Source organism: Flavobacterium kayseriense (genome assembly GCF_014305095.1).
GTDB classification, from domain to species: Bacteria; Bacteroidota; Bacteroidia; order Flavobacteriales; family Flavobacteriaceae; genus Flavobacterium; species Flavobacterium kayseriense.
Map to the genome: position 1 here is coordinate 24093 of NZ_JACRUI010000006.1, position 26054 is coordinate 50146.

Here is a 26054-nt window from a genome sequence, read left to right on the forward strand (position 1 = left end):
ACTATAATAAAGATAGGAAAAACAAAAAAAAGGAGCACTTTTACTGCGCTCCTTTTGTTCATTGAGATACTTTTATCTTCTGTTTCGATCATTGTTATAACGATCATGAGATGCGTATCTTTTGTCTTTAGATTTTTTGTGTTCTACTTTTTTGTAAACCACTCGAGACGGTTGTTGCACAATTACTTTTTTAGGTTGCCCTTTGTATCCCACATAATATCTCGTTCTATCCTGTTCAAAGTTGCGGTACGGTTGGTTTCCGTGGTAATCATTCATTGCTACTCTATATCCAGTACGCGTATTGTAATTGCGGTACTGTTTTGGTAAGTAGGCTGTGCGTCTCCAGTTTCCACGTTCTTGGTAAATATATTGATTACTACGTACATCAAAGTACGTTTGAATGTCTGGCATATAGTAATAATCAGTTACCACGACTGGCGCAACACGTTGTATAGGAGTTCCTAAATTAACATTGATTGATAATTGTGCATTTGATTTAGTTGTTCCAAGTAAAATTATTCCAGCGGCTATAAGTTTTAAAGTTTTCATATCGTTTGTATTTAAAATGTTTTTATTAAAAATTGTAATGTCTTTGTATATACAATTACGGCAAATCCAACAACTGTGCCATTACAAAATATAAAAAGGTAAGGGTCTTGGTAGTACCATTAAAAAGAAATATTTAAATTGTAATTTATTGTAGTATAGTGATTTATGAATCGAAAACTAAAAAGTTAAAACAAAGTTAACAAGTGGAAAAGAGGAAGCCCATTTAATTTTTGATTGGATTGTAAGGTAATTTAGCGAAGATTTATAGATGTATTTGAACGGCTAGTGCTTTGTTAATAAATCGGGAGGGAAAACTTAAAACAGCGTAGAGTCGAATGAAAAAAGATACTGTTAAATTAAAAGTCTTAGTCTAGGCCAGCACCATTTAAATCTGTTGTTAGAACAATGCTCAAATAATCGAAAAAGGGGCGTACCTCTTGAAATAGCAAATCGATAGTTTGCATAAAATCTTCTTGTAGTATTTCTTGATCAGTAAAAGTATGTCTCAATATAAATTGTTTGTGTCTGATTAAGTCGATGGCTTCGTGTTCTTTTGAGAATCCTTTCGGAAATGTAGGTACTTGGCTACCAGCTAGTGTCCCGAAATTTTGTTTTATTTTTTTACTACCCAAAAGTTTTCTCCAAGTTTCGGGATTTTTTTCGATGTCTTGACGGATTCTTTTTAAATCAGCTGGATTAGGACTAAAAAAACCGCAAGCCAAAAAGTTATTTCCAGGTTGAATGTGTACATAATAACCACCACGTCTTTGTGCGGTTGCGCGTTGCATAGCAAAAGCAAACCTAGGTTTATAAGGTGCTTTGTTAGCACTAAATCGTACATCATTATAGATGCGATACAAACTTTTTTTACCCGAAGGCGTGCTTATGGCGTCGTGAGTATTCATAGTATGTAGTAACTCCTCCACAAATGCAATCATGTTTTCGTGTGCGGTGGTGTAGCGACTTTTGTTTTCGGCAAACCACTCTCGATCGTTGTTTTGCGCTAAATCAGTTAAAAAAGTTAGTGTAGAAGGAAGTATAATAGGTGTATTCATAATAGTAAGTGTCTTTTTTGAAATAGGAGCGAGACCGTAAAAGTTGAACTTTCAAATTTAAGGAACTTTTTTTGCTTTAGCCGATGTGTTGGATTTAAATTGTAATGCTATAGTTACAATGTTATTCGTTTGAACAACTATTTGTGACATAGCCCTGATAGTAGCGGCATCTCCCAATTTAGAAAAACAAGGCTTTTTTAAGCCGTAGTTTTTATTTATTGGGAATACAGCGAATAGCAGGAATAAGCTCCTAAGGAAATGTACCACTGTCAATAAAATGAGTTGACTTTTGCAATGACAGCAGGGTTAAAATGTCATGTTGGCAGATTATTTTGCGTCAAAGTTATTAAAACTGACAATTGACTTAAGGCTTTTGTGTTGGCACAAAGATTGCTTTACAGTCAGCAAGTAGTAAAAACGAATATACAATAAATTAAATATATTAAAAATGGGTAAAATAATCGGAATTGATTTAGGTACTACAAACTCTTGTGTTTCTGTAATGGAAGGTAATGAAGCAGTTGTAATTCCTAATGCAGAAGGAAAAAGAACTACACCATCTATCATCGCTTTTGTTGAAGGTGGAGAAATTAAAGTAGGAGATCCTGCTAAAAGACAAGCAGTAACTAATCCAACTAAGACTATTGCTTCTATCAAACGTTTTATGGGACAAGGTTTTGGTGAAGTTTCGGCTGAAGCAAAAAGAGTTTCTTACAAGATTGTAAAAGGAGACAACAATACACCACGTGTGGATATTGATGGTCGTTTATATTCTGCTCAAGAATTGTCAGCAATGACACTTCAAAAAATGAAAAAAACTGCTGAAGACTATTTAGGTCAAACAGTTACTGAAGCAGTTATTACTGTTCCTGCTTATTTTAATGATGCACAACGTCAAGCGACTAAAGAAGCTGGTGAAATTGCAGGTCTTAAAGTAATGCGTATCATCAATGAGCCAACTGCTGCGGCACTTGCTTACGGATTAGATAAAAAAGGAACGGATCAAAAAATTGCTGTTTACGATTTAGGTGGAGGTACATTTGATATCTCTGTTCTTGAATTAGGAGACGGAGTTTTCGAAGTATTGTCTACAAACGGAGATACTCACTTAGGTGGAGATGACTTTGACCACGAAATTATTGACTGGTTAGCTGACGAATTTAAAGCTGAAGAAGATATCGATTTACGTCTTGACCCAATGTCATTACAACGTTTAAAAGAAGCTGCTGAGAAAGCTAAGATTGAATTATCGTCTTCTACAGAGACTGAAATCAACTTGCCTTACGTTACAGCTACAGCTTCAGGACCTAAGCACTTAGTAAAAAAATTATCTAGAGCTAAATTTGAGCAATTAACTGATTCATTAGTAAAACGTTCTATGGCACCAGTTGCTAGAGCGTTGAAAGATGCAGGTTTATCTGTTTCTGATATTGACGAAGTTATCTTAGTTGGTGGATCTACACGTATGCCAAGAATTGCTGAAGAAGTTGAAAAATTCTTTGGTAAAAAAGCGTCTAAAGGAGTTAACCCTGATGAGGTTGTTGCAATTGGAGCAGCTATTCAAGGTGGAGTTCTTTCTGGAGATGTAAAAGATGTATTGTTATTAGACGTTACACCTTTATCTTTAGGTATTGAAACTATGGGTGGAATCATGACTATCCTTATCGAGGCTAACACGACTATCCCAACTAAAAAATCTCAAGTTTTCTCTACAGCTGCAGATTCTCAACCTACTGTTGAACTTCACGTTCTTCAAGGAGCTAGAGCAATGGCTGCTGATAACAAAACTATCGGACGTTTTAACTTAGACGGTATTCCACCAGCACCAAGAGGAGTTCCTCAAATCGAGGTTTCTTTTGATATTGATGCAAATGGTATCATCAAAGTTTCAGCTACTGATAAAGGAACTGGAAAATCGCACGATATCCGTATCGAAGCTTCTTCTGGATTAACATCTGAAGAAATCGAAAGAATGAAACAAGACGCTGAAGCTAACGCTGAGTCTGACAAAGTTGCAAGATCTAGAGCTGAAAAATTGAACGAAGCAGATGGAATGATTTTCCAAACTGAAACGCAATTGAAAGACCTAGGAGATAAATTAGCTGATGATCATAAAGTTGCTGTAGAATATGCATTGACTGAATTGAGAATGGCACACCAATCTCAAGATCTTACTGCTATTCAAACGGCACTTGATAACATCAACGCTGCTTGGAAAACTGCTACTGAAGCAATGTACGCACAAGGAGAACAAGGTCAAACTGCTGGAGAGCCACAAGCTGCTGCGCAAGGAGATGATGTTCAAGATGTAGACTACGAAGAAGTAAAATAATTTTTACTACATATATTTTAAAAAGCCGCTCCTGCAAAGGAGCGGCTTTTTTGTTTTGGATAAATTCAAAAATAGTGTTTCTTATTCAAGTGCCCGTTAAACATTAAATAGATTCGTTTTAAGTCAATACAATCAATTGTTTTGAAAAGATTCTTGATCTAATTCCCTATCCAAAAAGGCCAGGGTCTATTTTTACTACGGATTATTTAGCTTATCTCATCGTGAAATAGGATTACTATGATGAGAAGATTGCACCAATTTGTTTTCAGTATTAAAGGGATCTTTTTATAAAAACGTGGTAGATGCGTTGTTAACCTATTGCAAGTTTAGTTTGTAAGTCACTATTGAATTAGGAAACCGATTTACAATCTGATTATGCTATTATAAGGTAGTTTTTAAGGTGTTATATGAAATGGATACAAAGTTTAATGAAAAGCATGTGTTAATCACTTTTAGGGTCGGGGGCATAAGCTCCATGTACGACGTACGGATTAAGAACCTTTGTTTTAATTATTCTTCTCCAATTCTGACTAAAGCAAATGCCACTACTAGAAAATTTAGTAAGTAGTCTAAGATTAATATAATTATAGCCTTTATTTACTTATTCTAAATTTCTTCTGAATCGATCATAAGAACAAAAGTCGCTCATTTTGATATAGGTGCTTTTGATGTTTGAGTAACATTATTATCTAATTGTAAGTGGGTCGTCCAGATTGTTTTTGTTTAAAATTATTTGATGCACACTAAACAAAATATGTTAAAGTTAAGTGCCGCTAACATTGTGTTGCTTTTTTATGCTTTTTATGCATCATTTTTAGTATCACGAATACATGAGGGAAAGTGATTGCTGCTAAAAACGAAAAGAATAAGGCGTTAAAAATCTCTTTATCTTTAAACAGTAAATAAAGTACTGCAATCCCTATTAGCGAGGCTAACCAGTACGCAAATCCATTTTTACAATAAGTTTGAAAATGTTTGAAGTTGACTGTCCCGTAAATAAATTTCATCTGATCTAAGATGGAAGGCACACTGTGCCATATGATAAAATAGATCGCAAAACCCCAGATTAGACTAGATGTTTTAAATAAGATAGCAAAAACAATAAGATAGAATAACTCAGATACTATTTTTTTACGGAAGGGTGTGAAATTCCAAAAGAAATAAATACTAATACTGCTAAATAAAATAAGTGTAGTTAACAGTATTTCAGTAATATATAAGTAAAGTGTTGGTATCCGTATGATAGCGCTTACTATGCTTTCAACTTCAACAGAATTGAAGAAGAAAAGTAAAAATAAAATCAATAAGCCATATAGGAAGGGATAAGCTGCCAGTATTATTTTTGGAGCTTTAAAGTTAAAGTATAATCCTTGTTGGTCTCCAAAATGAAAAGCGCTCACAATTATAAATAGGGCTAAAGCTAGAATGGGTAGCAAATAAAACAGAGCTAGTCCAGATAAAACTATTATGATGTAATTAATCAAATTTCTTATATAGGAGCTGTCCTTTTTGTCGCTTTTTGTCGTCTCTATTAATATTAGATCATTAGCTCCATGCAATATTCCGATAGTTAAGATAAAAATAAATGCAATAATTATTTCAGTTTTTTCTGTAAAAAATGAATTAAGCCATAAACAGAAAAAGCTCGCTACTATTGCGAAATGTGTATATTTTGGCATGTTTCAATTAATTTTTAATAAAAGTACAAAAAAAATAATGAAGCAAAAGTTTTTTATTTTGTTTAATTATATCTACATTTACTTAAACAAATATATATAACCCTTAATTATTTATTATGACAAATTTTATGTTAATTGCAGGTTCGATTGCTAAGTTGTCTCCAACAGACTACGTAGGTTTCACCTTTTTTGTAGGCTGTATGGCTATGATGGCCGCATCAGCATTTTTCTTTTTATCATTAAGTCAATTTGATAAAAAGTGGCGTACTTCGGTGCTGGTTTCAGGTTTAATTACATTTATTGCAGCAGTTCACTATTTCTACATGAGAGATTATTGGGCTTCTTTTGGAGAATCGCCAACATTCTTCCGTTATGTAGACTGGGTACTGACCGTGCCGCTGATGTGCGTTGAGTTTTATTTAATTTTAAAGGTAGCAGGTGCTAAACAGTCCTTATTATGGAAGATGATTATTTATTCCGTAATCATGTTAGTAACAGGTTATTTTGGAGAAGTAGTGTACACTGACATGGCTGCTTTCTGGGGGTTTGTTTCTGGTGCAGCATATTTTGCAATTGTGTACGAGATTTGGCTAGGTTCAGCTTCTAAACTAGCTGCAGCAGCTGGAGGAGAAGTATTAAAAGCACACAAAATCTTATGTTGGTTCGTGCTTGTTGGATGGGCTATCTATCCATTAGGTTACATGATGGGAACAACAGGATGGTACAATGGTATCGTGCCAGCTGGTAACATTGATGTTGCATACAACATTGCCGATGCTATAAACAAAATTGGTTTTGGATTGGTAATTTATACCCTGGCGGTTAAATCTCAAAAAGACTAAACTACTTTTTTCAGATTCTTTATTTAATGGAAAAACCGAACTCAATTGAGTTCGGTTTTTTTTTATGATTATAGTACAGCATATAGTTTGCAGCCAAGGCTCTATTATATTTAAACTTTATATAATATGGTAATGAATGCAATATGTAAGCTGGCAGCTGTCTATTGAGCTCTTGTAATAGTGGAAATATATCGCTGAGTGCTATGTATTTCATATTTTAAATTAAGCGAATACTGAAGTACTATTTATAGTTGTAGTGCGCTTTTACATGTGCTGTAGGATACTTTTGCATAGATAAGAAACAAAAAAAATCCGTCTCAACATGATGTGAGACGGATTCAATATAATCTACTAAAAAAATAGTTTATTTAGGATCTAAAGCTTGTTCGATACGGAAAGCTAAATCTTGTAAGTGCAATTTAGACAATTTGTCTGTTGACTTTAAAGCTGAAGCTTTTAAAGCGCTTTTTAGACTGATTAACTGACCTCTAGTTATAGAAGGTAAATCAGTTTCATTCAAATCTAATTGTCTCGTTCTAGGTCTAGACGACGATCCAACAGGATTAGAACGTACTGAAGTGTTTCCAGGTGTTAACATTTCAGATAATTTACTAACATACAATTTTTGCATGTTACGTCTGTAAATGTCAATAGGAGCATTTGTTTTTAACTCAGAAAAAATACCATTACGCAAATCTGTCATTAAATCGTCAACAGAGTAGTATTGTTTTCCTTGAGAAGATGCCTCCATTAAGCGTACCATTCGGTCTCCAGCTAAAACACTGTTCAATGTTGATTTTTGCATTTCTTTTATAGCTTCAACTCCATTATCTGGATTAATTTTAGCATATATTTTTTGATCCATCAACCATTTAGGAGTATTGAAAAGTTGCGTGTTTAAAAACGTAACCGCTTCTTTTTGTATAGCTTTAGGTACAATTTCGAATTGATCTCCTGCCATGTCGTACGTTTTAGGTGTATCATAAATACCTCCAATGTTTTTCGTAACATGTCCCATGTATCTTCTAAATTGTCCAGTTAAAGCGCTGTACATATCATCTAGTTCAGAATAGCTTTCTCCTTTTTCAGAACTCCATTCGATCAAATTAGGAAGTATTCTTTGTAGGTTTTTGATTCCGTAAGCCGATGCCTTCATTGCATTATCTCCAATATCTTCTGTTTGGTATCTTGGATCGTAAGGACTAGATTCAGTTCCAAACCAAAGGCGACGATTCTTGTAAGCCTCTTTTGTCATTTCGTTCAAGATAGCTTTTTCCTCTTTCTCCGTTTTAGCTTCTGGAAAATATGAATAACCCCATTTGATAGCCCATTTGTCATAATCACCGATTCTTGGGAAAAAGGTAGTTACACCATCTTCTGGCTGTGCAACATAATTAAAACGAGCATAATCCATGATAGATGATGTGTGTCCGTTTATTGCTTGGTATTCTTTGTCTCTTAATTTTTCAACTGGTGTAGCTGAACTAGCTCCCATGTTATGACGAAGTCCTAAAGTATGTCCAACTTCATGAGAAGAAACAAAACGAATTAGTTCTCCCATAAGTTGATCGTCAAATTGTTTTTTTCTAGCTGCAGGATCTACTGCTGCAGTTTGAATTAAATACCAGTTTCTTAGCAAGCTCATAATATTATGATACCAACCAATATGACTTTCAAGTATTTCTCCTGTTCTAGGGTCATGCACGTTTGGTCCGTAAGCGTTTTGAATGTCGGCAGCGAAATATCTTAAAACAGAAAAACGCGCATCTTCTAAGCTCATTGTTGGATCATTTTCTGGCCAATATTCACCACGAATAGCATTTTTCCAACCAGCAGCTTCAAAAGCAACTTGCCAATCATCGATTCCAGCTTTAATAAATTTTCTCCATTTCTCAGGAGTAGCAGGATCAATATAGTAAACGATTGGTTTTTCAGGTTCGATTAACTCGCCTCTTTTTTGCTTTGCAGCATCTTCAGCATTTTTTGGCTCTAATCTCCATCTTACAGCAAAAACTTCTTTCTCTGATTTTTGAGATTCTTCTTCAAATACATCATATTGGTTTGCAAAAAATCCAACACGAGGATCAAAAGAACGCTTACGCATAGGTACCTTTGGTAATGCAATCATCGACGTATTTAATTCAACTGTAAGTACACCTGAATCTAAAGCAGCTGGTAAATTAACTCCAATTCTAGGAGCATTGCTTAACGATACTACATTAGGAGTCGTAGCATACGTTTTTACTGTTTTAATTTCAGTATTAATTGGATAACTGCTCACTTTTTGAATAAAAGAACGTTCTTTTTGGAAAGCTTGGATGCTTAAAGACTGTTTTTTTCTAGGATCTAAAGAGAATGTCTGAACATCAGCTTCAAAAGTTGGCGTCATATCAATCACATAAGCTGTTTCTTTTTTTCCACCGTCTTCTTTTTTGATAGCTAAGATATCATAACTAGCAATAATTGGATCAGTAGAAGAGTTCTTAACTGCTTGTGCCATTGGTTTTCCTTCATCAGGAGACATGATAACATAAGTCACAGAACGCATTAAAATGGTATTGTTAATACCTTTCTCAAATTTAATTACTTGTCTATTTACCTCTTCTCCTCCAAATATTCCACCACCTGCAGGTGTTTTGGCAAAACGAGTAATAGTCATAATATCTGTGTCAAGCAGAGCGGCTGGAATCTCAAAAAGGTGCTTATTGTCCATTTTATGAACAGTAATTAATCCTTTTTGCGTTACTGCAGACGTATCAATTACTTTTCCGTAGGGTTTAGGACCTTTTTTCTCCTCTTTTTTTGGTGCTACTACTGTAGTAGCGGGCTCTTTTTTCTTTTTTCTTTGAGCCTGTGTTTCTTGATTGTAACTTAAGAGTACAATCGCAGCAATTAAAGTAAATTTAAATTTTACCATATTGGTTAAACGGTTAGGGTTAATATTGTATTATTAGGACATAATGCCTCATTTTGCCGTAAATTTAATTATTATATTTACAATTATCAATACTTTCTTGAAAATTATTGAATAAAAGCTGCGTATTCAAACAGCTCCAATTGTTACGGTTTTTACGTATTTTTTTTAATAAATATGATTTTTATCTTATTGTAAATTAGAAGGTCATTGTAAATTGGGACTTTAGCTGTGATAATTAGTTTGAAACCTATAAGAATTTATTGATTTTTATATGCTATCAAGGGATTTTTTGCAAAAACTTTTTTGTAATATTACTCTAGATATGATTCACATGAGAAAAATCAAATATAAAAAAGGTCGTAAAACACAACCAAACCTATTAGAATACACAGGTTCGCATAAACGATTAGAGTCGGAAATGCAATTGTTTGTATACGATGATTTAGATTTTACCGAATACCAGCAAATAGAACCAGCTGATTTTAAAAGGTGTATCGATGAAAGCAAAACAAACTGGTTAAATCTTCACGGCCTCAATGAAATCCCAGTTATAGAAGCTATTGGAGCTTTTTTTAAAATTGATACTTTTATTCTTTCAGATATTTTGAATACCACAAGAAGAACAAAGCTCGAGGAATCTGCAGATAGTCTTTTTTTTAATATTAAATCTATATTACCTACAGAGAACTCAGACAACATTAGTGTAGAACAGATAAGTTTCCTGATTAAGAATGGCGTTTTGATTTCGTTTCAAGAAAAAAGAAGTGACTTTTTTACACATATTAGAGAACGAATCCGGACACATACTGGGATAATTAGAACTAAAAAAGCTGATTTTTTACTCTATTTTTTATTAGACGCTATTATCGAAAATTTTTTTGTCACCATAGAAAATGAAGAAGATAAGGTCGAGGAATTAATTGTTTTATCAAAAGAAAGTACTGATCCTGCCATTTTAATTAGAATCGAGAAGCATCGTGATAATTTTAATTTTTTGAAAAGATCTATCATTCCTCTTCGAGACTCCTTATATAGTATTAAAACGTTGAGAGAGGATGAATTGTGCAATGTAATTGCAACAGAATCCTATGTCTACTTCTCTAGATTGCATCAAAAATGTGTAGAACTATTAGAGCAAATAGAGAGTGATATGGGTATGCTAGAAAGCGCTTCAAATTTCTTTTTTTCATCTCAATCCCATAAAATGAATGAGATTATGAAAACACTAACTATAGTATCGGCTATTTTTATTCCATTAACTTTTATTGCAGGAATTTACGGGATGAATTTCGAGCACATGCCAGAACTACAATATCAAAATGGGTATTACATTATTGTAGCAATCATGTTTTTGATAGTTATAGCGATGGTACTTTACTTTAAAAAGAGAAAGTGGTTTTAAAAAAATCAGAGGTACAGATTTTAAGGGATAGTATTGTAAAGAAAATTAAGTTTTATCAATAAATGAAGCACATGGCCGAATAAAGCGTTGGTGCGAAATGTTAAAATTAGAGAAGAAATGAATAAAGCAGTTTACATAGCAACTAGCGAACATAATAGTGGTAAGTCAATCATTACGTTGGGGCTAATGAGTATTTTGATCGGTAAAACCGCTAAAGTGGGTTATTTTAGACCAATTATTGAGGACTTTGAAGATGATAGGGTCGATAATCATATAGAAACAGTTATTTCTCACTTTGGTTTAGATATTGCGATTGAAGATGCATATGCAATTACCAAAAGTAAATTAATCAAAAAAAAGAATAAAGGTAAGATTGGTGAAGTAATCGATCTCATCATTGAAAAATATAAAAAATTAGAAGAGCAATTTGATTTTGTGTTAGTTGAAGGAACAAGCTTTAGTGGGGAAGGTACAGTCATTGAACTCGATATGAATGTGCTGATTGCTAAAAATCTTGGAATACCTACCATTATTGTAGGTTCTGGTGTTGACAAAACACTAGAAGAACTTATTGATAGCTTGTATTTAGCATACGACTCCTTTAAGGTGAGAGATGTCGAAGTCTTATCAGTTATTGCAAACAAAGTACAGCTAGAAAATATAAAATTAGTAACAGATGGTTTAAAGGCGAGTCTACCTACAGAAGTTTTGGTAAATGCGATTCCAATAATCTCAAGTTTAAATCACCCAACTGTAAAAGAAATCGTTGATGAATTAAATGGTGTAGTACTTTTTGGAGGCGCATTCTTAAACAACGAAGTCGGTAATTTTAGCGTGGGAGCGATGCAGTTAAGGAATTATTTGTTACATCTAAAAGAAAAGGCGTTAGTGATCACCCCTGGTGACCGTGCTGATATTATTTTAGGAGCTTTACAAGCAAACGAATCGGCAAATTACCCTTCCATTGCTGGGATAGTATTAACGGGAAATATAATTCCTGAGGATAGTATTTTAAAATTGATAGAAGGATTGACGAGTATTGTTCCAATCATTTCTGTTGAAGCAGGAACGTATAGAATTACTAATAGTATTGGAAATATAAAGTCCAAGATTTATGCGGATAATACTCAAAAAATAGAGACATCCATAAGTACTTTTGAAAAATTTGTCGATGTTGATGATTTGTCCGCTAAACTAAGTGCGTTTGAGGCGGAAGGTATGACCCCCAAAATGTTTCAATATAATTTAGTTAAAAGAGCTAGAAAACACAGGAAACATATTGTTTTACCTGAAGGTAATGATGATCGAATCTTAACTGCTGCTTCTCGATTACAAGCTATGGATGTTGTAGATATTTCGATCATTGGAAATAGAAAGCAAATAGAAAATAGAGTAGGCGAGTTAGGGCTAGTTTTTGATTTTTCGAAAGTAAAAATCATTAACCCTATAGAATCTGAAAAGTATGACGATTATGCAAATACGTATTATGAGCTTCGCAAAAATAAGAATGTAAGTATCACAATGGCTCGAGATTTAATGGAAGACGTTTCGTATTACGGGACCATGATGGTTTACAAAGGAGATGCGGACGGAATGGTATCAGGAGCGGCTCATACTACACAACATACCATTTTACCAGCCTTACAATTTATTAAAACAAAGCCTGATACTTGTATTGTATCGTCTGTGTTTTTTATGTGTTTAGAAGATAGGGTTTCTGTTTTTGGGGATTGTGCGATTAATCCAAACCCTACTGCAGAACAATTGGCAGAGATTGCTATATCTTCTGCTGATTCGAGCTTGGCTTTTGGTATAGAACCTAAGATTGCCATGCTATCTTATTCCTCTGGAGCTTCAGGAAAAGGTGATGAAGTGGATAAAGTTAGAAAAGCTACCCAAATTGTTAGAGAAAAGCGTCCTGATCTAAAAATTGAAGGCCCTATCCAATATGATGCAGCTGTTGATATGACGATCGGTCAAAGCAAAATGCCTAATTCAGAGGTAGCAGGTCAAGCAAGTGTACTTATATTTCCGGATTTAAATACGGGTAATAATACCTATAAAGCAGTTCAAAGAGAGACAGGAGCGCTGGCAATTGGCCCTATGCTTCAAGGGTTAAATAAACCGGTAAACGATTTAAGTCGCGGCTGTACGGTAGATGATATTATCAATACGGTGGTCATTACAGCAATTCAAGCGCAAGGATTATAAATCATTTTTTTAATGAACTAATAAGTCTTAGCTAAAACCATAAAATCAAGAAGTAAACGTAGTCTATCGTTATGAAAATAGTAATTATCAACTCAGGAAGTTCCTCTATAAAATACCAATTAATTGATATGCCTTCGCAAGATGTAATTTGCACAGGAATGATTGATCGAATAGGTATGGAGATATCAAAATTAACCTACAGTACTACAACCGTAAAAATAGAGGAGGATTTGCTAGTAAGTAATCATAAGGCAGGCTTGCTTAAAATTGCAAGTTTATTATTGAATGAAAATATAGGTGTCATTCAAAATACAGATGAAATACATGCGGTTGGACATCGTGTTGTTCATGGAGGTACTCTTTTTTCGGATTCAACAATTATTACTCAAGAAGTAAAAGAAAAAATAAAAGAACTTATTATGCTAGCCCCATTGCATAATCCAGCAAATTTAGAGGGAATTCTAATTGCGGAAGAAATTTTTAATAAAGCGCAGCAAGTAGCTGTTTTTGACACTGCTTTTCATCAAAGTATACCAGAGATCGCTAATAAATTTGCTATTCCCAATTCTTTTTATCAGAAAGATAAAATTCGCCTTTACGGATTTCATGGTACAAGTCACAAATACGTTTCTCAACAAGCCATCAAGTATTTAGAAAGTAGTTCTAAATTGATAAGTATCCATTTAGGAAATGGATGCAGTATCACTGCAATAAAGAACGGAAAGAGTATAGACCATTCTATGGGCTTTTCTCCTTCAAATGGCTTGATAATGGGAACTAGAAGTGGTGATATTGATCATTCTCTAATTTTTTATCTCTGTAATTCATTAGGATATAGTGTTAAGGAGGTAGAAACTATTTTGCTTAAAAAAAGTGGTATGTTAGGCTTAACTGGCTACAGTGATCTAAGGGATATTGAGGCAGAAGCTGAAAATGGTAATAAAGATTGTCAATTAGCCTTAGCTATGAATGCGTACCGTATCAAAAAATATATTGGTTCCTATACGGCAGTTATGAATGGTGTTGATGCTATTATTTTTACTGCTGGAGTTGGAGAAAACTCATCCTACATCCGAAAATTGGTTTGTTCCGATATGGACTATTTTGGTATTCATTTAGACGAATCTAAAAACGAGACTCGGTCAAAAGAAATAAGGGAAATTAATACGGCTGGTTCATCAACTAAGATTTTAGTTATTCCCACAAACGAAGAAATGGAAATAGCGATTCAGATATATAAACTCCTTTTAAGTAGTACAAATTAATTGCGTTTATAACAAGGATTTATTATTTACAATTACAGTAAGGTGCAGTATTATCAAGGGGTAGTTAGTGTCTACTTTTAACTTTATTAAGGAATAATCAGAAACCAGTTTGTGCTAGAGCAGACTGGTTTTTCTTTTTTAACACTATTCAATTAGTAAAATTCACACTTTTTAATAAATAAAATTTATTTAATAAAAAAGACTATTTTGTAATTATTTTTAATAAATATGTAGAATTGTTGTTATAATTTCGCAGAATTAACTAAATAAAACCTAATTTTTAACCAATGAAGAAAAAATTACTTTCATTCATTTTTGCCCTCTTTGCTTGTATAGCTTGGTCTCAGAGCAATAATGAAAAAGATTTTTCTATTTCACTAAATGGAAATAGAATTACCACAACGGCAAATTTTAAGCAACAGTTTGATGTTCTTAAAAAAGAGGCTAGTAAACAAAGTAAATCTAAGGAGTACACTTTGTTACAATTTACGAAAATGCCCTCTTTAGAGGAGCAAAACGAACTTAAAAATCAAGGAATTACCTTGATTAGTTATTTGTCAAACAACGCATATTACGTTGCCATTGATTCTAAGTATTATAATCAAAGTACAGCTTCTAAAAATATTAGAGCAATAGTACCAATTGATGCTAAATTTAAAATCGATCCAAATATTACAAGTGGAACTATTCCTGAGTATGCAATGGATTTTCATTCCGTTAAAGTGACGGTTAGTTATTTTAAGGGAGTAGATAAAGATTTAGTTTCTAAGGATCTTACTTCTTTAGGAGTTAAAACATTTAAAATTTTAGAATCTTTTAATCAAGTTTATTTGCAAGTCGCTCCTGAAAATGTGATTAAAATAGCAAAATTAAACTGGGTTCAAAATATTGAACTTATAGGGCCACCAGTTGAGAGTGATAACCAACCAGGTGTATCTTCTCATAAAGCCAATGTTTTAAATTCATTGATTCCAGGATTAGGATATAACTTAACGGGAAAAGGCGTTAAAGTTGGTATTTGGGATGGAAACCTTGAAAAGCACATCGACCATACAGGAAGAGTTATAAACAGAGAATATGAATCACCATCATCTCACGGGGAACACGTTTCTGGTACAGTGGGTGGTGCTGGAATTTTAGATCCTCGTGCAAAAGGAATGGCACCAAACGTTCAAATGTATGGTTGGAATTTTAATACACAATCTAACGGATTACCAGTATATGTCGAAAGAGAACTTGCTTTTCTTAATGATGATGTTGATTTAACATCAAATTCATATGGTGTTTTGCTTTCTGCGGGATACAACATAGTGAGATATAGTACTAGTGACAGAGGTGATGATGATGTAACAGCTAAATATCCTTCACTTTTAAATATTTACTCTAATGGTAATGCACAAGCTGCTGCTGCAGGAGGTTTTTATACCTCTACTAAAGCTTCTAAAAATGCATTGCACGTAGCTGCTAACAACCCGGACGATTTAATTAGTTCTTACAGTAGTTTTGGACCAACATTAGACGGACGTCTTGTTCCTCAAATTTCTGCAGTTGGTTCGAGTGTTTATTCACTTGATTATAATAACTCCTATCAAGTCATGAGTGGTACTTCAATGGCTACTCCAGGTACTTCTGGTACAGTTGCGTTGTTGTATGAAAGATATAAAAACATTTATGGAGAAAAGCCATTGGCTTCGCTAATGAAAGCTTTAGTTTCTAATACAGCAAAAGATGTTGGAAATCCTGGACCAGATTATAAATATGGATTCGGAAACTTAAATGGTCTAAGAGCGGTAAAAGTCTTAGATAATAAAATGTTTTACACTGCCTCTGTTGCAAATGGTGTTTCTTTTGAAAAAGAAATTGTAGTTCCAGCGGGTCTTGTTTCATTAAAAGTAATGCTTGCTTATTCTGATATTGGAGCTACTCCAGGTTCATCTAATATTCAAGTTAATGATTTGGATGTGAAAATTATTCGAAATGGTACTACTACATTACCTTGGATTCTTAATCCTTCGGTTCCTAGTGCAAATGCAACTAGAGGTGTAGATAATTTGAATAATATTGAACAAATAACACTAGACAGTCCTGCTGCTGGAACCTATAAAATCATCGTGACGGGTACATCTGTACCGTTAAATTCGCAAGAGTTTGCAGTAGTTTACGATTATGTAGCTCCAGAACTAGTTTTAACATACCCAATTGGTGGTGAGAAATTTAGTCCTGATGCAACGGAATACATTCGTTGGGACTATGAAGGAGTTGAAAAAACTTTTAATATAGAATTTTCTAATGATGGTGGTAACTCGTACACTGTTATAGCAGCTAATGTTCCTGCAGCAGCAAGAAATTTTGCTTGGAAAGTTCCTAACGAAATTGTACCCAATGCTAAAATTAGAATTAGTGCAGGTAGTAGAGTAGAAACTTCTAAAGAAACTTTTGCAATCATGTCTGAGCCTAAAAATCTAGTAATCACACCAGCCTCTTGCGGTGTTGCTGCTTATAAAATGGACTGGACTCCGATAACAGGAGCAAAGTACGAAGTTTTGAGATTAAACGGATTCGAGTTTGATATAGTTGCTACTGTAACTGATCCTACTTATACTTTTACTGATCTAACGGTAGGAAATAACAATTGGTTTACAGTTCGTGCTGTAGATATAGCATCAGGTATTGTCTCTGAAAGAGCGAGAGCAATTAATGTAGAACCAATTAGCAAACCAGTTTTAACGGCACTTAATCTTCCATTTAAAGAAGACTTTAATGATAGAAAGCCTGTAAACTACACGTTGTCAAAAGCGAGTGCAGCAGGTTCAATCGGATTTGAATCTCAAAGTTTAGCGAGATTAGACGCTGTAAAAATGTCTGGTTCTAGTGTTGCAGGTTCTCCTCTTTGGGCAACTAGTACCGCTACAACTGCATTTACTACTAACTCACAATTTATCAAAAGGCTGACTTTTTGTGAAATAGATGCTAGTAGTTTAGCTGGTAGTGCTATGCGCATGAAGTTTGATGTCATTATGCAAAATAGTGTTACAACTAATAAAAACTTTTTCAGAGTTTTAGTTAATGGAGTTGTTCAAACTAGTACAGAGGGACTATCAGTCTATTCTGGTACTACGACTTCTACCGCTAGAACTTTGACCTATAATTTAGCTGCTTTTGCAGGTACTAAATTTAATTTATCATTTGAGGGAGTAATGGATAATGACGCTACTTCAACTCCTGTTTACAATACAATTTTTGTTGATAACGTCGAATTATTTGAAGTTAAAACAAATGACCTTGCTTTAACTGCATTTACAGCCAACGTTGGTGTAACTGCTACTGAACAAGTTTCAGCTAAAATTTATAATTTTTCACCTGTTGCTGTTAGTAATATTCCAATTTCATATCAGATTAATAATCAAACGGAAGTTACTGAGATTGTTCCTGGACCAATCGCTCCATTAAGTGAACTTACGTATAATTTTACTCAGCGTGCAAATTATTCTGTAGGAGGGCTTTACACTGTTGTCGGAAAAGTGTCTTTAGCAGATGATTCAAATCTTTCTAATAATTCATTGACGAGAACTGTTGCAAATAACGGTACCGATGTTTTAATGGTAAGTGGTTCTACAAAAGTTACCTGTTCAGACGTATTCACAGATAGTGGAAGTAGATACGGTAATTATGCAAATAACCTTGTTCAAACTATGACTTTTAGACCTGTTGTAACTGGAAACAGTATTAAAGTAGATTTTACAGAATTTGCTGTTGAGGCGGGTTATGATTTCTTGTACATTTATAATGGGACATCGACATCAGCTCCTTTGCTAGGTGTTTTTGATGGTAATACACTCCCTCCTTCATTCACTTCTACTGCAACTGGTGGAGAGCTTTTCTTCAGGTTTACTTCAGATACTGAAGTTACTGACAAGGGATGGGTTGCAAACATCACATGTGTTGCTAAGCCGGTTGTATCAGCAGATACAGAAATTACTTCAATCTTATCCCCAGACTTTATTGGAAAAAAAACAGCAACTACTGCTATTTCGATCCGTGTAAATAATGCTGGTCCAGTTACACGTACAAACGTGCCTGTTTATTATCAAGTAAATGGTGGAACCAAAATAACTGGTATTGTACCTTCTATGGCACCAAGTACTGCTGTTACATATACATTTCCAACAACTACAGATATGTCTGCGGTAAATGGAGTATTTACCATCAAAGCAGGAATTGATGAAGTAGACGACATTATCACTAATAATGATTTAGAAAAAGTGGTTTACAATAAATTTGAATTACCAAATAATACCAATACAAGTGGTTATGCAATAACTTCATTTAAATGGGATACTATGGTAAATAATTCAGGTATCAGTGGATACTCTGATTTCAAAAATATTAAGATCCCTGTTTATGCAGGATACTCTTATCAACCACAAGTAACAATTAATAAACCAGAGAGAGCAATTGGTAGAGATGTAACAACTACTCCTGGTGTTTTTACAATGATTCTTATTGATCTAAATGGTGATGGTGACTTGACAGACGAGTTTGCAGCGGGTACATATTGGGTAAATACAATTTCTACTTCGGTGAGTCCTGCAATTGTTCCAACGCCAAGTACGCACTATTTTAGACAGAGAAACACTTTAACTGGTCCATTAACGATTCCTGCAGGAACAGTTGCTGGTGAAAAATTAATGCGTGTATATCACATGTTCCGTTCACCAAGTGAATTTTTCAATGTGATTTTAGGACCTACATTTGATGGTATTACAACATCAAGAGAAGATTTTGAGGTTGAAGAATATACTATTAACGTACTTCCTTTTACTGCTGCTGATGCAAGTATTGAAAGTATTACAGCTCCAACGAAATTAGGTATGAAGCCTGTGACAGTAAGTGCTGTTATTCGTAACTTCTCTAACGTTGCTATCTCCAATTTCCCAGTTGCTTATAAAGTAAATGGTGGTGCTGAAGTAGTTCAAACCTATACGGCTTCATTAGCTGCAGGTGCTTCTGCTGCAATAACATTTGCTACAAAAGCAGATTTGAGCGCAGTTGGAAATTATACTCTTGAAGTATATACTAAATTAGCTGGTGATTTAGACACTACTAACGATTCTAAAGCGATTTCATTTACACATGTACCAAATGCAACAACTAATGTAGTAGGTACTTTTGATGGATTAGATGATTATGTTAGGATTGATGCTAGTACAGCTTTAGATCTTAGAAATAACTATACTTTTGAAGCTTGGGTAAATAGAAATAACCCAACCGTTTTTGGTAGAATTATCGATAAATCAATTGTGAATTTATTCGTTCATACTAACAATAATTCGACCTACAAAGAAAATAGCTTGGTATTGTCAATTACTACGGCTACCGGTTCTTATATTCTAAATACAGGTTTAAATTCAGTTCTATTAAATAAGTGGCATCATATTGCATTTACTGTAAGTGCGGCTAACATTTATACGATATATATAGATGGTATTGTTGCCCCTTATACTTTTACAGGAACGGCGGGAATGGCAAATACTAACGCTACTAGCCCTGCATATATAGGAGGGAATCCAACAGCTACACGTGGATTAGACGGTAGTATTGATGAGGTTCGTATTTGGTCTGGAGTTAAAACTCAGGCGGAGCTTGTTGCTAATGCAACAACTAAATATGTAGGAACTGAAGCAGGTTTACTTGCTTATTATTCATTTGCAGAAGGAGATAAACAATTTGTTTTTGACACTACAGCGAATGATAATACAGCGGTGGTCATCAATGCTGATACAAACGGATTAGGTGCAGGTAAGTTTTGGAATACTGCAGTACTTTTACAAAGTTTTGAATTGAAAGATCAACTTTCATCTTCTTATGACGATGCTACAAAAACATATACTGTTTTGTTAAAAGATGGTATCAATGTAGCTACAGCTGTACCTGTGTTTACTGCTGGTATGAATGCTGTTGCTACTGTTAATGGAAACGTTCAAGTAAGTGGACTAACGGCTAATAATTTTACAAATCCAGTAACGTTTACAGTATCAGGTGTTGGATTTAATCTTGGTCTAGTAGAAACTTATACAATAAAAGTCATTACTGGTTTGAGTGATAAGTCTAGTTTACTAGCTTATGATTTTAAAGTAGCATCTAACCCTGGATTAACTCAAGAAGTAAACACTGTAATAGTAGGTGCAAATGCTTCTGCTACTGCTCCTTTTGGTGTAAATACTTCTAAACTAAAAGCTTCATTTACTGTTTCTCCGGGAGCAGAGCTTTTTATAGATGATGTAAAACAAACATCAGGTGCAAATGAATTTGATTACACTAACAATGTTTTAGTGACGGTAGTTTCAGAAAATAAACTATCTAAAACTAATTACATAGTTTCTGTTAATGCAAGAAATACAGAGGCTAAACTTTTAAGCTATACTGTTTCAAACCAAATCGGAGCAGCATCTATTGATGAGGCGCAAGGTGCGGTTAAAGTAATGGTAAACAATAATGCTAATTTAAGTGCATTAGTTCCTGTATTTCAAGTTTCTCAAAATGCTGTAACTCGTATAGGGACATATCTTCAAAATAGTGGGGTAACAACCCTAAATTATTCTGGACCAGTTTCATACAATGTTATGTCAGAAAGTGGCTTATTCAAAAACTACACAGTAGTTGTTGAAAGAGTAAAACCGGTAATTACTTTACTAGGTAGCGCTGTAACATCAGTTGCACAAGGTTGTACGTTCACAGAGGCAGGTTTCACAGCAACTGATAATTTAAATAACACCATTACTTTAGCAGTGGTGAAATCAGGAACTGTTAACACAAATGTGATTGGTCAGTACACGTTAACGTATACTGTAAAAGATGCTCTGAACAATGAATCGTTTGTTACTAGAACAGTTAATGTGGTTGCAAATCAAAAACCTGTAATCATTGCTTCAGCTAACATCATTGTTAACAGTGCTACAAATTCTTGTGGTGCAACAGTAGCAATTGTGGCTGCAACTGCAACCGATGATTGCGCTGTAGGTTCTCCGGTAGGTCTAAGAAGTGATGGTTTAGCCTTAAATGCTACTTATCCTCTTGGAGTTACAACTATAAAGTGGAATGTAGTTGACAATTCTGGCAGTGCTGCAATAGAAGTTTTGCAAACAGTTACTGTTCAAGACAAGACAGCTCCAATAGTGATTACTAAGAATATAACTATTCAGCTTGATGCATCTGCAAATGCTATAATACTTCCAGCAGCTGTGAACAATGGTTCTACTGATAACTGTAGTATTGCACTTATAGAGCTTGACAAAACTACTTTCAACTGTAGTAATGTTGGAGTAAACACAGTTACTTTAAAAGTGACTGATGCAAGTGGAAATGTAGGTACTGCAACTGCAACTGTAACTGTTGAGAATAGCCGACCTAATTTAATTAGAAAGCATTTTGATAATGTAATTTTCTTTGACAATAGTTCGAATAGTTTCAAAGCGTACAGCTGGTATAAAAATGGAGTTTTGGTACCAAGCCAAACTAACCAATACTTTACTGAAAACGGTACATTAAATGGTACTTATTATGCAGTTGGAACTAAAACAGATGGTTCATTGGTAGTATCATGTCCTTTAATATTTTCTTCTTCAATTGAACAAGAATTCATTAAAATTGCTCCAAACCCAGTGAGAACAAATTCTACATATCAGCTTACAACTAATATAGCTACAGCTGCGCTTCAAAACGCACGCATTACTGTGATAAGTATGCTTGGAACTGTTTTAACTGATAAGGTTACTAGCACAAATACAGTAGATCTTGTTTCACCTAGCGTGGAAGGAATTTATATTGTAAAAATGACTTTAAGCAATGGTAAATATTATACGAAAAACCTTTTAGTTAAAAATTAATAAAATTATTAAGAGTAGGAGATCCTCATTCAACAGGAGTGAGGATCGATTATTCTAATAGTAAAAACAATAATACATATGAAATTTGATGTTAAATATATCTTAGGTATAGCAGTCGTTCTTTTATCTACGGGAATGAATGCGCAGTTTTATGTAGGTGCACAGTCAGGAATTGCTAATCTTCAATCTGATGTGTCAGGTGTAAGAGCAAGTCATGATTTGGGTGGAGCTTTAAAAGTAGGCTATATTTATCCCCTTACTAAACATATAGGGATTGGTGCAGGGGCAGAATTTGCATTGTATAAGCAAAGTGTTTTTTTAAGCTCGCCTTCATCAACACTAACTAATTTTGAAGTTGATCAAACGGGTTCTGCATTCGTTTACAATGTGACTTCAGTAAATTATAAAGAGGAACAAACCGTTTCAGCGGTACAAATCCCACTTTTTTTGCAGTACAAAACGAATATTAATAAAGGAGTAGATTTTAATTTTAGAGCAGGTGTTAAATATTTTTTACCAATCAATTATAAGATCGAATCTTCTGCAAATTCCATAAACGGAGTGGGTTATTATCCGGATGTTAACTTGACAATTACTAATTTACCGCAGTACGGGTTTGGAAGTCAAACTAACTATACTGCCTCGGGAGAGTATCAAACAAAAGGTATTTTAATGAGCACTTTTGAACTTGGATTTACCTTTCAAATTAGTCCTAAAAATGCTTTATATACTGCTATGTTTTTGGATACAGGTTACGGTTCTATTCTTGATCAAAATTCAAAGGAATCGTACATAGGCTACAATCAAACTTCTGTGACGAATAGAGAAGCAAATGGTTTGTATAGCACCCAAAAAAATGCTGAAGTAAAACCAGTGGCATTTGGTCTAACAGTAGGACTGAACTTTCAATAAAATTAGATGTTTTAGCGAAGTAAAACTTATTATAAGTAGATGCTTATATAGCAATGACATAAGGAGAGATTACCTAGTAATAGGTAGTCTCTTTTTTTTGTACCTAATTCCGTGTAGCAAGTATATCAACTACTGCTAATTTTATACAAATAAAAATTTAAAACTCTCCTATAGAATTTTAATTGAAGAAATACTTTTACTTGTAAATTCATAGATAATTTAAATTGGTTTCCTAGTTGTAATTCTATAATAATTACGAAATTGCAGCATAAACCAAAATTAACCAACAATAAAATGAAAAAAGCAGCAATATTAGCCCTGTTTCTAAGCGGAATTTCACTTTCTGCACAAACAAGTGAGGAACAAACTATCAAGGGCATATACAAATCGGCATTAACAAATGGTAAATGTTACAATTGGTTAGACCATTTGTCTAACAAAATTGGTTCGCGATTATCAGGTTCTACTAATGCAGACAAAGCAGTACTCTATACTAAAGGACAATTAGAAACTCTAGGTTTTGATAAAGTATATCTGCAAGAGGTAATGGTACCAAAATGGGTTCGTGGTGAAAAGGAAACAGCTTATATTATTAATAACAAAACAAAAACTAGCGTACCAATTTGTGCATTAGGCGGATCTATAGCTACAGCTAAAAGCGGATTAACGGCTGAGGTTATCGAAGTGCATGGATTAGATGAATTAGCCGCTTTGGGAGACAAAATAAAGGGGAAGATCGTGTTTTATAACAGACCAATGGATCCGGAGAATATAGCAACATTTAAGTCGTATAGTGGTTGTGTTGATCAGCGTTCAGCTGGAGCAAAGGAAGCAGCTAAATTTGGTGCAGTGGGAACAATCGTGCGTTCTATGAATATGAGATTAGATGATTTTCCGCATACCGGAGCAATGGGATATGGAGATTTACCTAAATCAGAATATATTCCGACTGCTGCTATTAGTACTAATGGAGCCGAATTACTTTCTAAATCGTTGAAAGAAAATCCAACATTGAAGTTTTATTTCAAGCAATCATGCCAGCAATTTGAAGATGTGTTATCCTATAATGTTATCGGAGAAATGACAGGAACGGAAAATCCAGAAAACATTATGGTCGTAGGAGGTCATTTAGATTCTTGGGATTTAGCAGATGGATCGCAGGACGATGGAGCAGGAGTAGTGCAAAGTATGGAGGTGGTTAATATATTTAAAAACATAGGATATAAACCTAAAAATACCTTAAGAGTAGTTTTGTTCATGAATGAGGAAAATGGAAATAGAGGTGGTCTTAAATATGCCGAATTAGCAGAAGCGAACAAGGAGAAACATGTTTTTGCTTTGGAGAGTGACTCTGGAGGATTCAGTCCACGTGGATTTTCGTTAGAGTGTAATGATGCAAATTTTGATAGAATTTCAAGCTGGAAATATCTATTCGAACCTTATTATGTGCATAGTTTTGTAAAAGGACATAGTGGTACAGATATAGGCCCTATAAAATCAAATCCTTTAGTTAAAGCAGGTTTGCAACCGGATTCTCAGCGCTACTTTGATTACCATCATGCTGCAAATGATACTTTTGAATTTGTAAATAAAAGAGAATTAGAGTTGGGCGCAGCAACAATGGCTTCTTTGATTTATCTAATTGATAAAAACGGAATTGTAAACTAAATTTAGTGTCATTTACAAAGGTGCTATCTTTTCATTTTTTTTCAGTACTTGAAAGAAATTGTAAAGGTAGCACCTTCATTTAATTTACTTTCTACTGCGATTCGCCCACCTAAGTTAGTGACATGATTATAAACTAAATATAAACCTATTCCATTACTATCTTGGTTGTCATGAAACTTCTCATAAAGGCCAAAAATTTTATCTTTAACCCTATCCATATCAAAACCTGAGCCTTGATCGGCAAAAATAAGTTGATTAATCCCGTTTTCAATCTTAGATGAGATTGTAATCATTGGATTTTGATATGGTTTTGCATATTTAATAGCATTAGATAATAAATTCAAAAAGATACTTTTCATATAAGACTTATTAAAAGCTATCGTATCATATGCAGAAAAGTCGACATTTATTATGGCTTTTGAATCTTGTATTAAAGAATTAATTGAGGCCATCACTTCATTAAGTGATTGCTGTAAACTAATGGTCTCAATTTGGGTATTTATATTTTCATTATTAACTAATTGATCAATAGAGCTATTTAAGGTGTTTTTTAAATTTTCGCTGGTCAGTTTTAATAAATGAACGAGTTCTAATGTCTCTGGATCTATGATTTTAGAAATATCAATGAGATCAAAAACAGATAACATATTATTTATAGGAGATTTTAAATCGTGTGATGTCTTATGCGACAAAACAACAAGTTCTTTGTTAATTTGAGTTAAATTAGATAGTAATGCGTTTCTTTCTATTTCTATTCTTTTATTAAAAGTAATGTTTTTAGCTATCGCGTAAACTAGCTTTTCAGACTCAAAAGGCATGGAGGTCCAAGACAACCAAATAATTTCTCCTGATTTTGTTAGATACCGATTTTCAAAGTTCAGCAAAGGTTTGTTTTTGTAAATTTGCTCTCTTGTTTCGAGTGTATTCTTTAAATCAGGTTCGTAAACAAAACTGCTTATAGGCCGTGAATATAATTCCTCTTCACTAAAGCCTAGAACTTCAGAAACAGCGGGATTTATTCTTTTGAAGTATCCATCAAATCCTGCAATACATATAAAGTCAGCCGAAATTTCAAAAAAGTTTTCAAAGTTATAAATGTTTTCTGTGTCGGTTTCAGTTTTTTTATGAGTCATGTGCATCACGAACTAATTAGAGTTAAAAATAAGGCTTACTATCTTACTTTGTTAATTACGATTTAATTAACGATGAATCACAAATCCAAATTTAGCCATTAATTAATGATTAGAAGTCAATAAGTAATAATATTTTAGCTTTTAAAATGGTATAAAAAAAGCTGTTGTAAAACAACAGCTTAATATTATAGAAGAAAAGGTGT

13 protein-coding genes are annotated in these 26054 nt (G+C 34.0%); 8 read left to right on the forward strand and 5 right to left on the reverse strand.

Going from position 1 to position 26054, the window contains the following annotated elements; translation table 11 throughout:
• Nucleotides 1-72: 72 nt before the first annotated feature.
• Both H8R22_RS14755 and H8R22_RS14760 read right to left on the reverse strand, forming a co-directional pair.
• A complete protein-coding gene (locus H8R22_RS14755; RefSeq protein WP_187011169.1) occupies nucleotides 73-549 on the reverse strand; it encodes a type 1 periplasmic-binding domain-containing protein in 477 nt (158 codons plus the stop codon).
• Nucleotides 550-914: 365 nt separating this feature from the next.
• Nucleotides 915-1604 carry a DUF2461 domain-containing protein gene (locus H8R22_RS14760; RefSeq protein ID WP_187011170.1) on the reverse strand — a complete coding sequence of 230 codons (690 nt, stop codon included), beginning with the start codon at nucleotides 1602-1604 and terminating at the stop codon, nucleotides 915-917.
• Between the two features lie 448 nt (nucleotides 1605-2052).
• Here H8R22_RS14760 and dnaK point away from each other — a divergent pair, with 448 nt between their 5' ends.
• Nucleotides 2053-3936, forward strand: coding sequence for a molecular chaperone DnaK (gene dnaK, locus H8R22_RS14765; RefSeq protein WP_187011171.1), 1884 nt, complete (start codon nucleotides 2053-2055; stop codon nucleotides 3934-3936).
• Between the two features lie 773 nt (nucleotides 3937-4709).
• Here dnaK and H8R22_RS14770 read toward each other — a convergent pair.
• The gene (locus H8R22_RS14770; protein ID WP_187011172.1) at nucleotides 4710-5615 is read right to left on the reverse strand and encodes a Brp/Blh family beta-carotene 15,15'-dioxygenase; all 906 of its coding nucleotides are present in this window, start codon (nucleotides 5613-5615) and stop codon (nucleotides 4710-4712) included.
• Between the two features lie 116 nt (nucleotides 5616-5731).
• Here H8R22_RS14770 and H8R22_RS14775 point away from each other — a divergent pair, with 116 nt between their 5' ends.
• A complete protein-coding gene (locus H8R22_RS14775) occupies nucleotides 5732-6457 on the forward strand; it encodes a bacteriorhodopsin-like (protein WP_187011173.1) in 726 nt (241 codons plus the stop codon).
• Nucleotides 6458-6821: 364 nt separating this feature from the next.
• Here the strand turns inward: H8R22_RS14775 and H8R22_RS14780 are convergent, their stop codons facing one another.
• Nucleotides 6822-9374 (reverse strand): zinc-dependent metalloprotease, encoded by a 2553-nt coding sequence (locus tag H8R22_RS14780; protein WP_187011174.1) that lies wholly within the window; start codon nucleotides 9372-9374, stop codon nucleotides 6822-6824.
• A gap of 331 nt (nucleotides 9375-9705) precedes the next feature.
• Here H8R22_RS14780 and corA point away from each other — a divergent pair, with 331 nt between their 5' ends.
• The 6 genes from corA to H8R22_RS14810 all read left to right on the forward strand — a co-directional run bounded on the left by corA (nucleotide 9706) and on the right by H8R22_RS14810 (nucleotide 24718).
• A complete protein-coding gene (corA, locus tag H8R22_RS14785; protein ID WP_187011175.1) occupies nucleotides 9706-10776 on the forward strand; it encodes a magnesium/cobalt transporter CorA in 1071 nt (356 codons plus the stop codon).
• A gap of 117 nt (nucleotides 10777-10893) precedes the next feature.
• On the forward strand, nucleotides 10894-12987 hold the full coding sequence (gene pta, locus H8R22_RS14790) for a phosphate acetyltransferase (RefSeq protein ID WP_187011176.1): 2094 nt from the start codon (nucleotides 10894-10896) through the stop codon (nucleotides 12985-12987).
• Nucleotides 12988-13058: 71 nt separating this feature from the next.
• Entirely contained in the window at nucleotides 13059-14252 is a 1194-nt protein-coding gene (locus H8R22_RS14795) for an acetate/propionate family kinase (protein ID WP_187011177.1), read from the forward strand.
• A gap of 287 nt (nucleotides 14253-14539) precedes the next feature.
• Nucleotides 14540-22138, forward strand: a complete 7599-nt coding sequence (locus tag H8R22_RS14800) for a S8 family serine peptidase (RefSeq protein WP_187011178.1) — start codon at nucleotides 14540-14542, stop codon at nucleotides 22136-22138.
• 78 nt (nucleotides 22139-22216) lie between these two features.
• A complete protein-coding gene (locus tag H8R22_RS14805; protein ID WP_187011179.1) occupies nucleotides 22217-23050 on the forward strand; it encodes a hypothetical protein in 834 nt (277 codons plus the stop codon).
• Nucleotides 23051-23344: 294 nt separating this feature from the next.
• A complete protein-coding gene (locus tag H8R22_RS14810; protein WP_187011180.1) occupies nucleotides 23345-24718 on the forward strand; it encodes a M20/M25/M40 family metallo-hydrolase in 1374 nt (457 codons plus the stop codon).
• A gap of 41 nt (nucleotides 24719-24759) precedes the next feature.
• Here the strand turns inward: H8R22_RS14810 and H8R22_RS14815 are convergent, their stop codons facing one another.
• A complete protein-coding gene (locus H8R22_RS14815; protein ID WP_187011181.1) occupies nucleotides 24760-25851 on the reverse strand; it encodes a PAS domain-containing sensor histidine kinase in 1092 nt (363 codons plus the stop codon).
• Nucleotides 25852-26054 lie beyond the last annotated feature (203 nt).

What these genes read in the sequence shown, in the direction of transcription:
- H8R22_RS14755 (WP_187011169.1), bottom strand. Translation starts at nt 549, where the DNA reads ATGAAAACTTTAAAACTTATAGCCGCTGGAATAATTTTACTTGGAACA.
- H8R22_RS14760 (WP_187011170.1), bottom strand. Translation starts at nt 1,604, where the DNA reads ATGAATACACCTATTATACTTCCTTCTACACTAACTTTTTTAACTGAT.
- dnaK (WP_187011171.1), top strand. Translation starts at nt 2,053, where the DNA reads ATGGGTAAAATAATCGGAATTGATTTAGGTACTACAAACTCTTGTGTT.
- H8R22_RS14770 (WP_187011172.1), bottom strand. Translation starts at nt 5,615, where the DNA reads ATGCCAAAATATACACATTTCGCAATAGTAGCGAGCTTTTTCTGTTTA.
- H8R22_RS14775 (WP_187011173.1), top strand. Translation starts at nt 5,732, where the DNA reads ATGACAAATTTTATGTTAATTGCAGGTTCGATTGCTAAGTTGTCTCCA.
- H8R22_RS14780 (WP_187011174.1), bottom strand. Translation starts at nt 9,374, where the DNA reads ATGGTAAAATTTAAATTTACTTTAATTGCTGCGATTGTACTCTTAAGT.
- corA (WP_187011175.1), top strand. Translation starts at nt 9,706, where the DNA reads ATGAGAAAAATCAAATATAAAAAAGGTCGTAAAACACAACCAAACCTA.
- pta (WP_187011176.1), top strand. Translation starts at nt 10,894, where the DNA reads ATGAATAAAGCAGTTTACATAGCAACTAGCGAACATAATAGTGGTAAG.
- H8R22_RS14795 (WP_187011177.1), top strand. Translation starts at nt 13,059, where the DNA reads ATGAAAATAGTAATTATCAACTCAGGAAGTTCCTCTATAAAATACCAA.
- H8R22_RS14800 (WP_187011178.1), top strand. Translation starts at nt 14,540, where the DNA reads ATGAAGAAAAAATTACTTTCATTCATTTTTGCCCTCTTTGCTTGTATA.
- H8R22_RS14805 (WP_187011179.1), top strand. Translation starts at nt 22,217, where the DNA reads ATGAAATTTGATGTTAAATATATCTTAGGTATAGCAGTCGTTCTTTTA.
- H8R22_RS14810 (WP_187011180.1), top strand. Translation starts at nt 23,345, where the DNA reads ATGAAAAAAGCAGCAATATTAGCCCTGTTTCTAAGCGGAATTTCACTT.
- H8R22_RS14815 (WP_187011181.1), bottom strand. Translation starts at nt 25,851, where the DNA reads ATGACTCATAAAAAAACTGAAACCGACACAGAAAACATTTATAACTTT.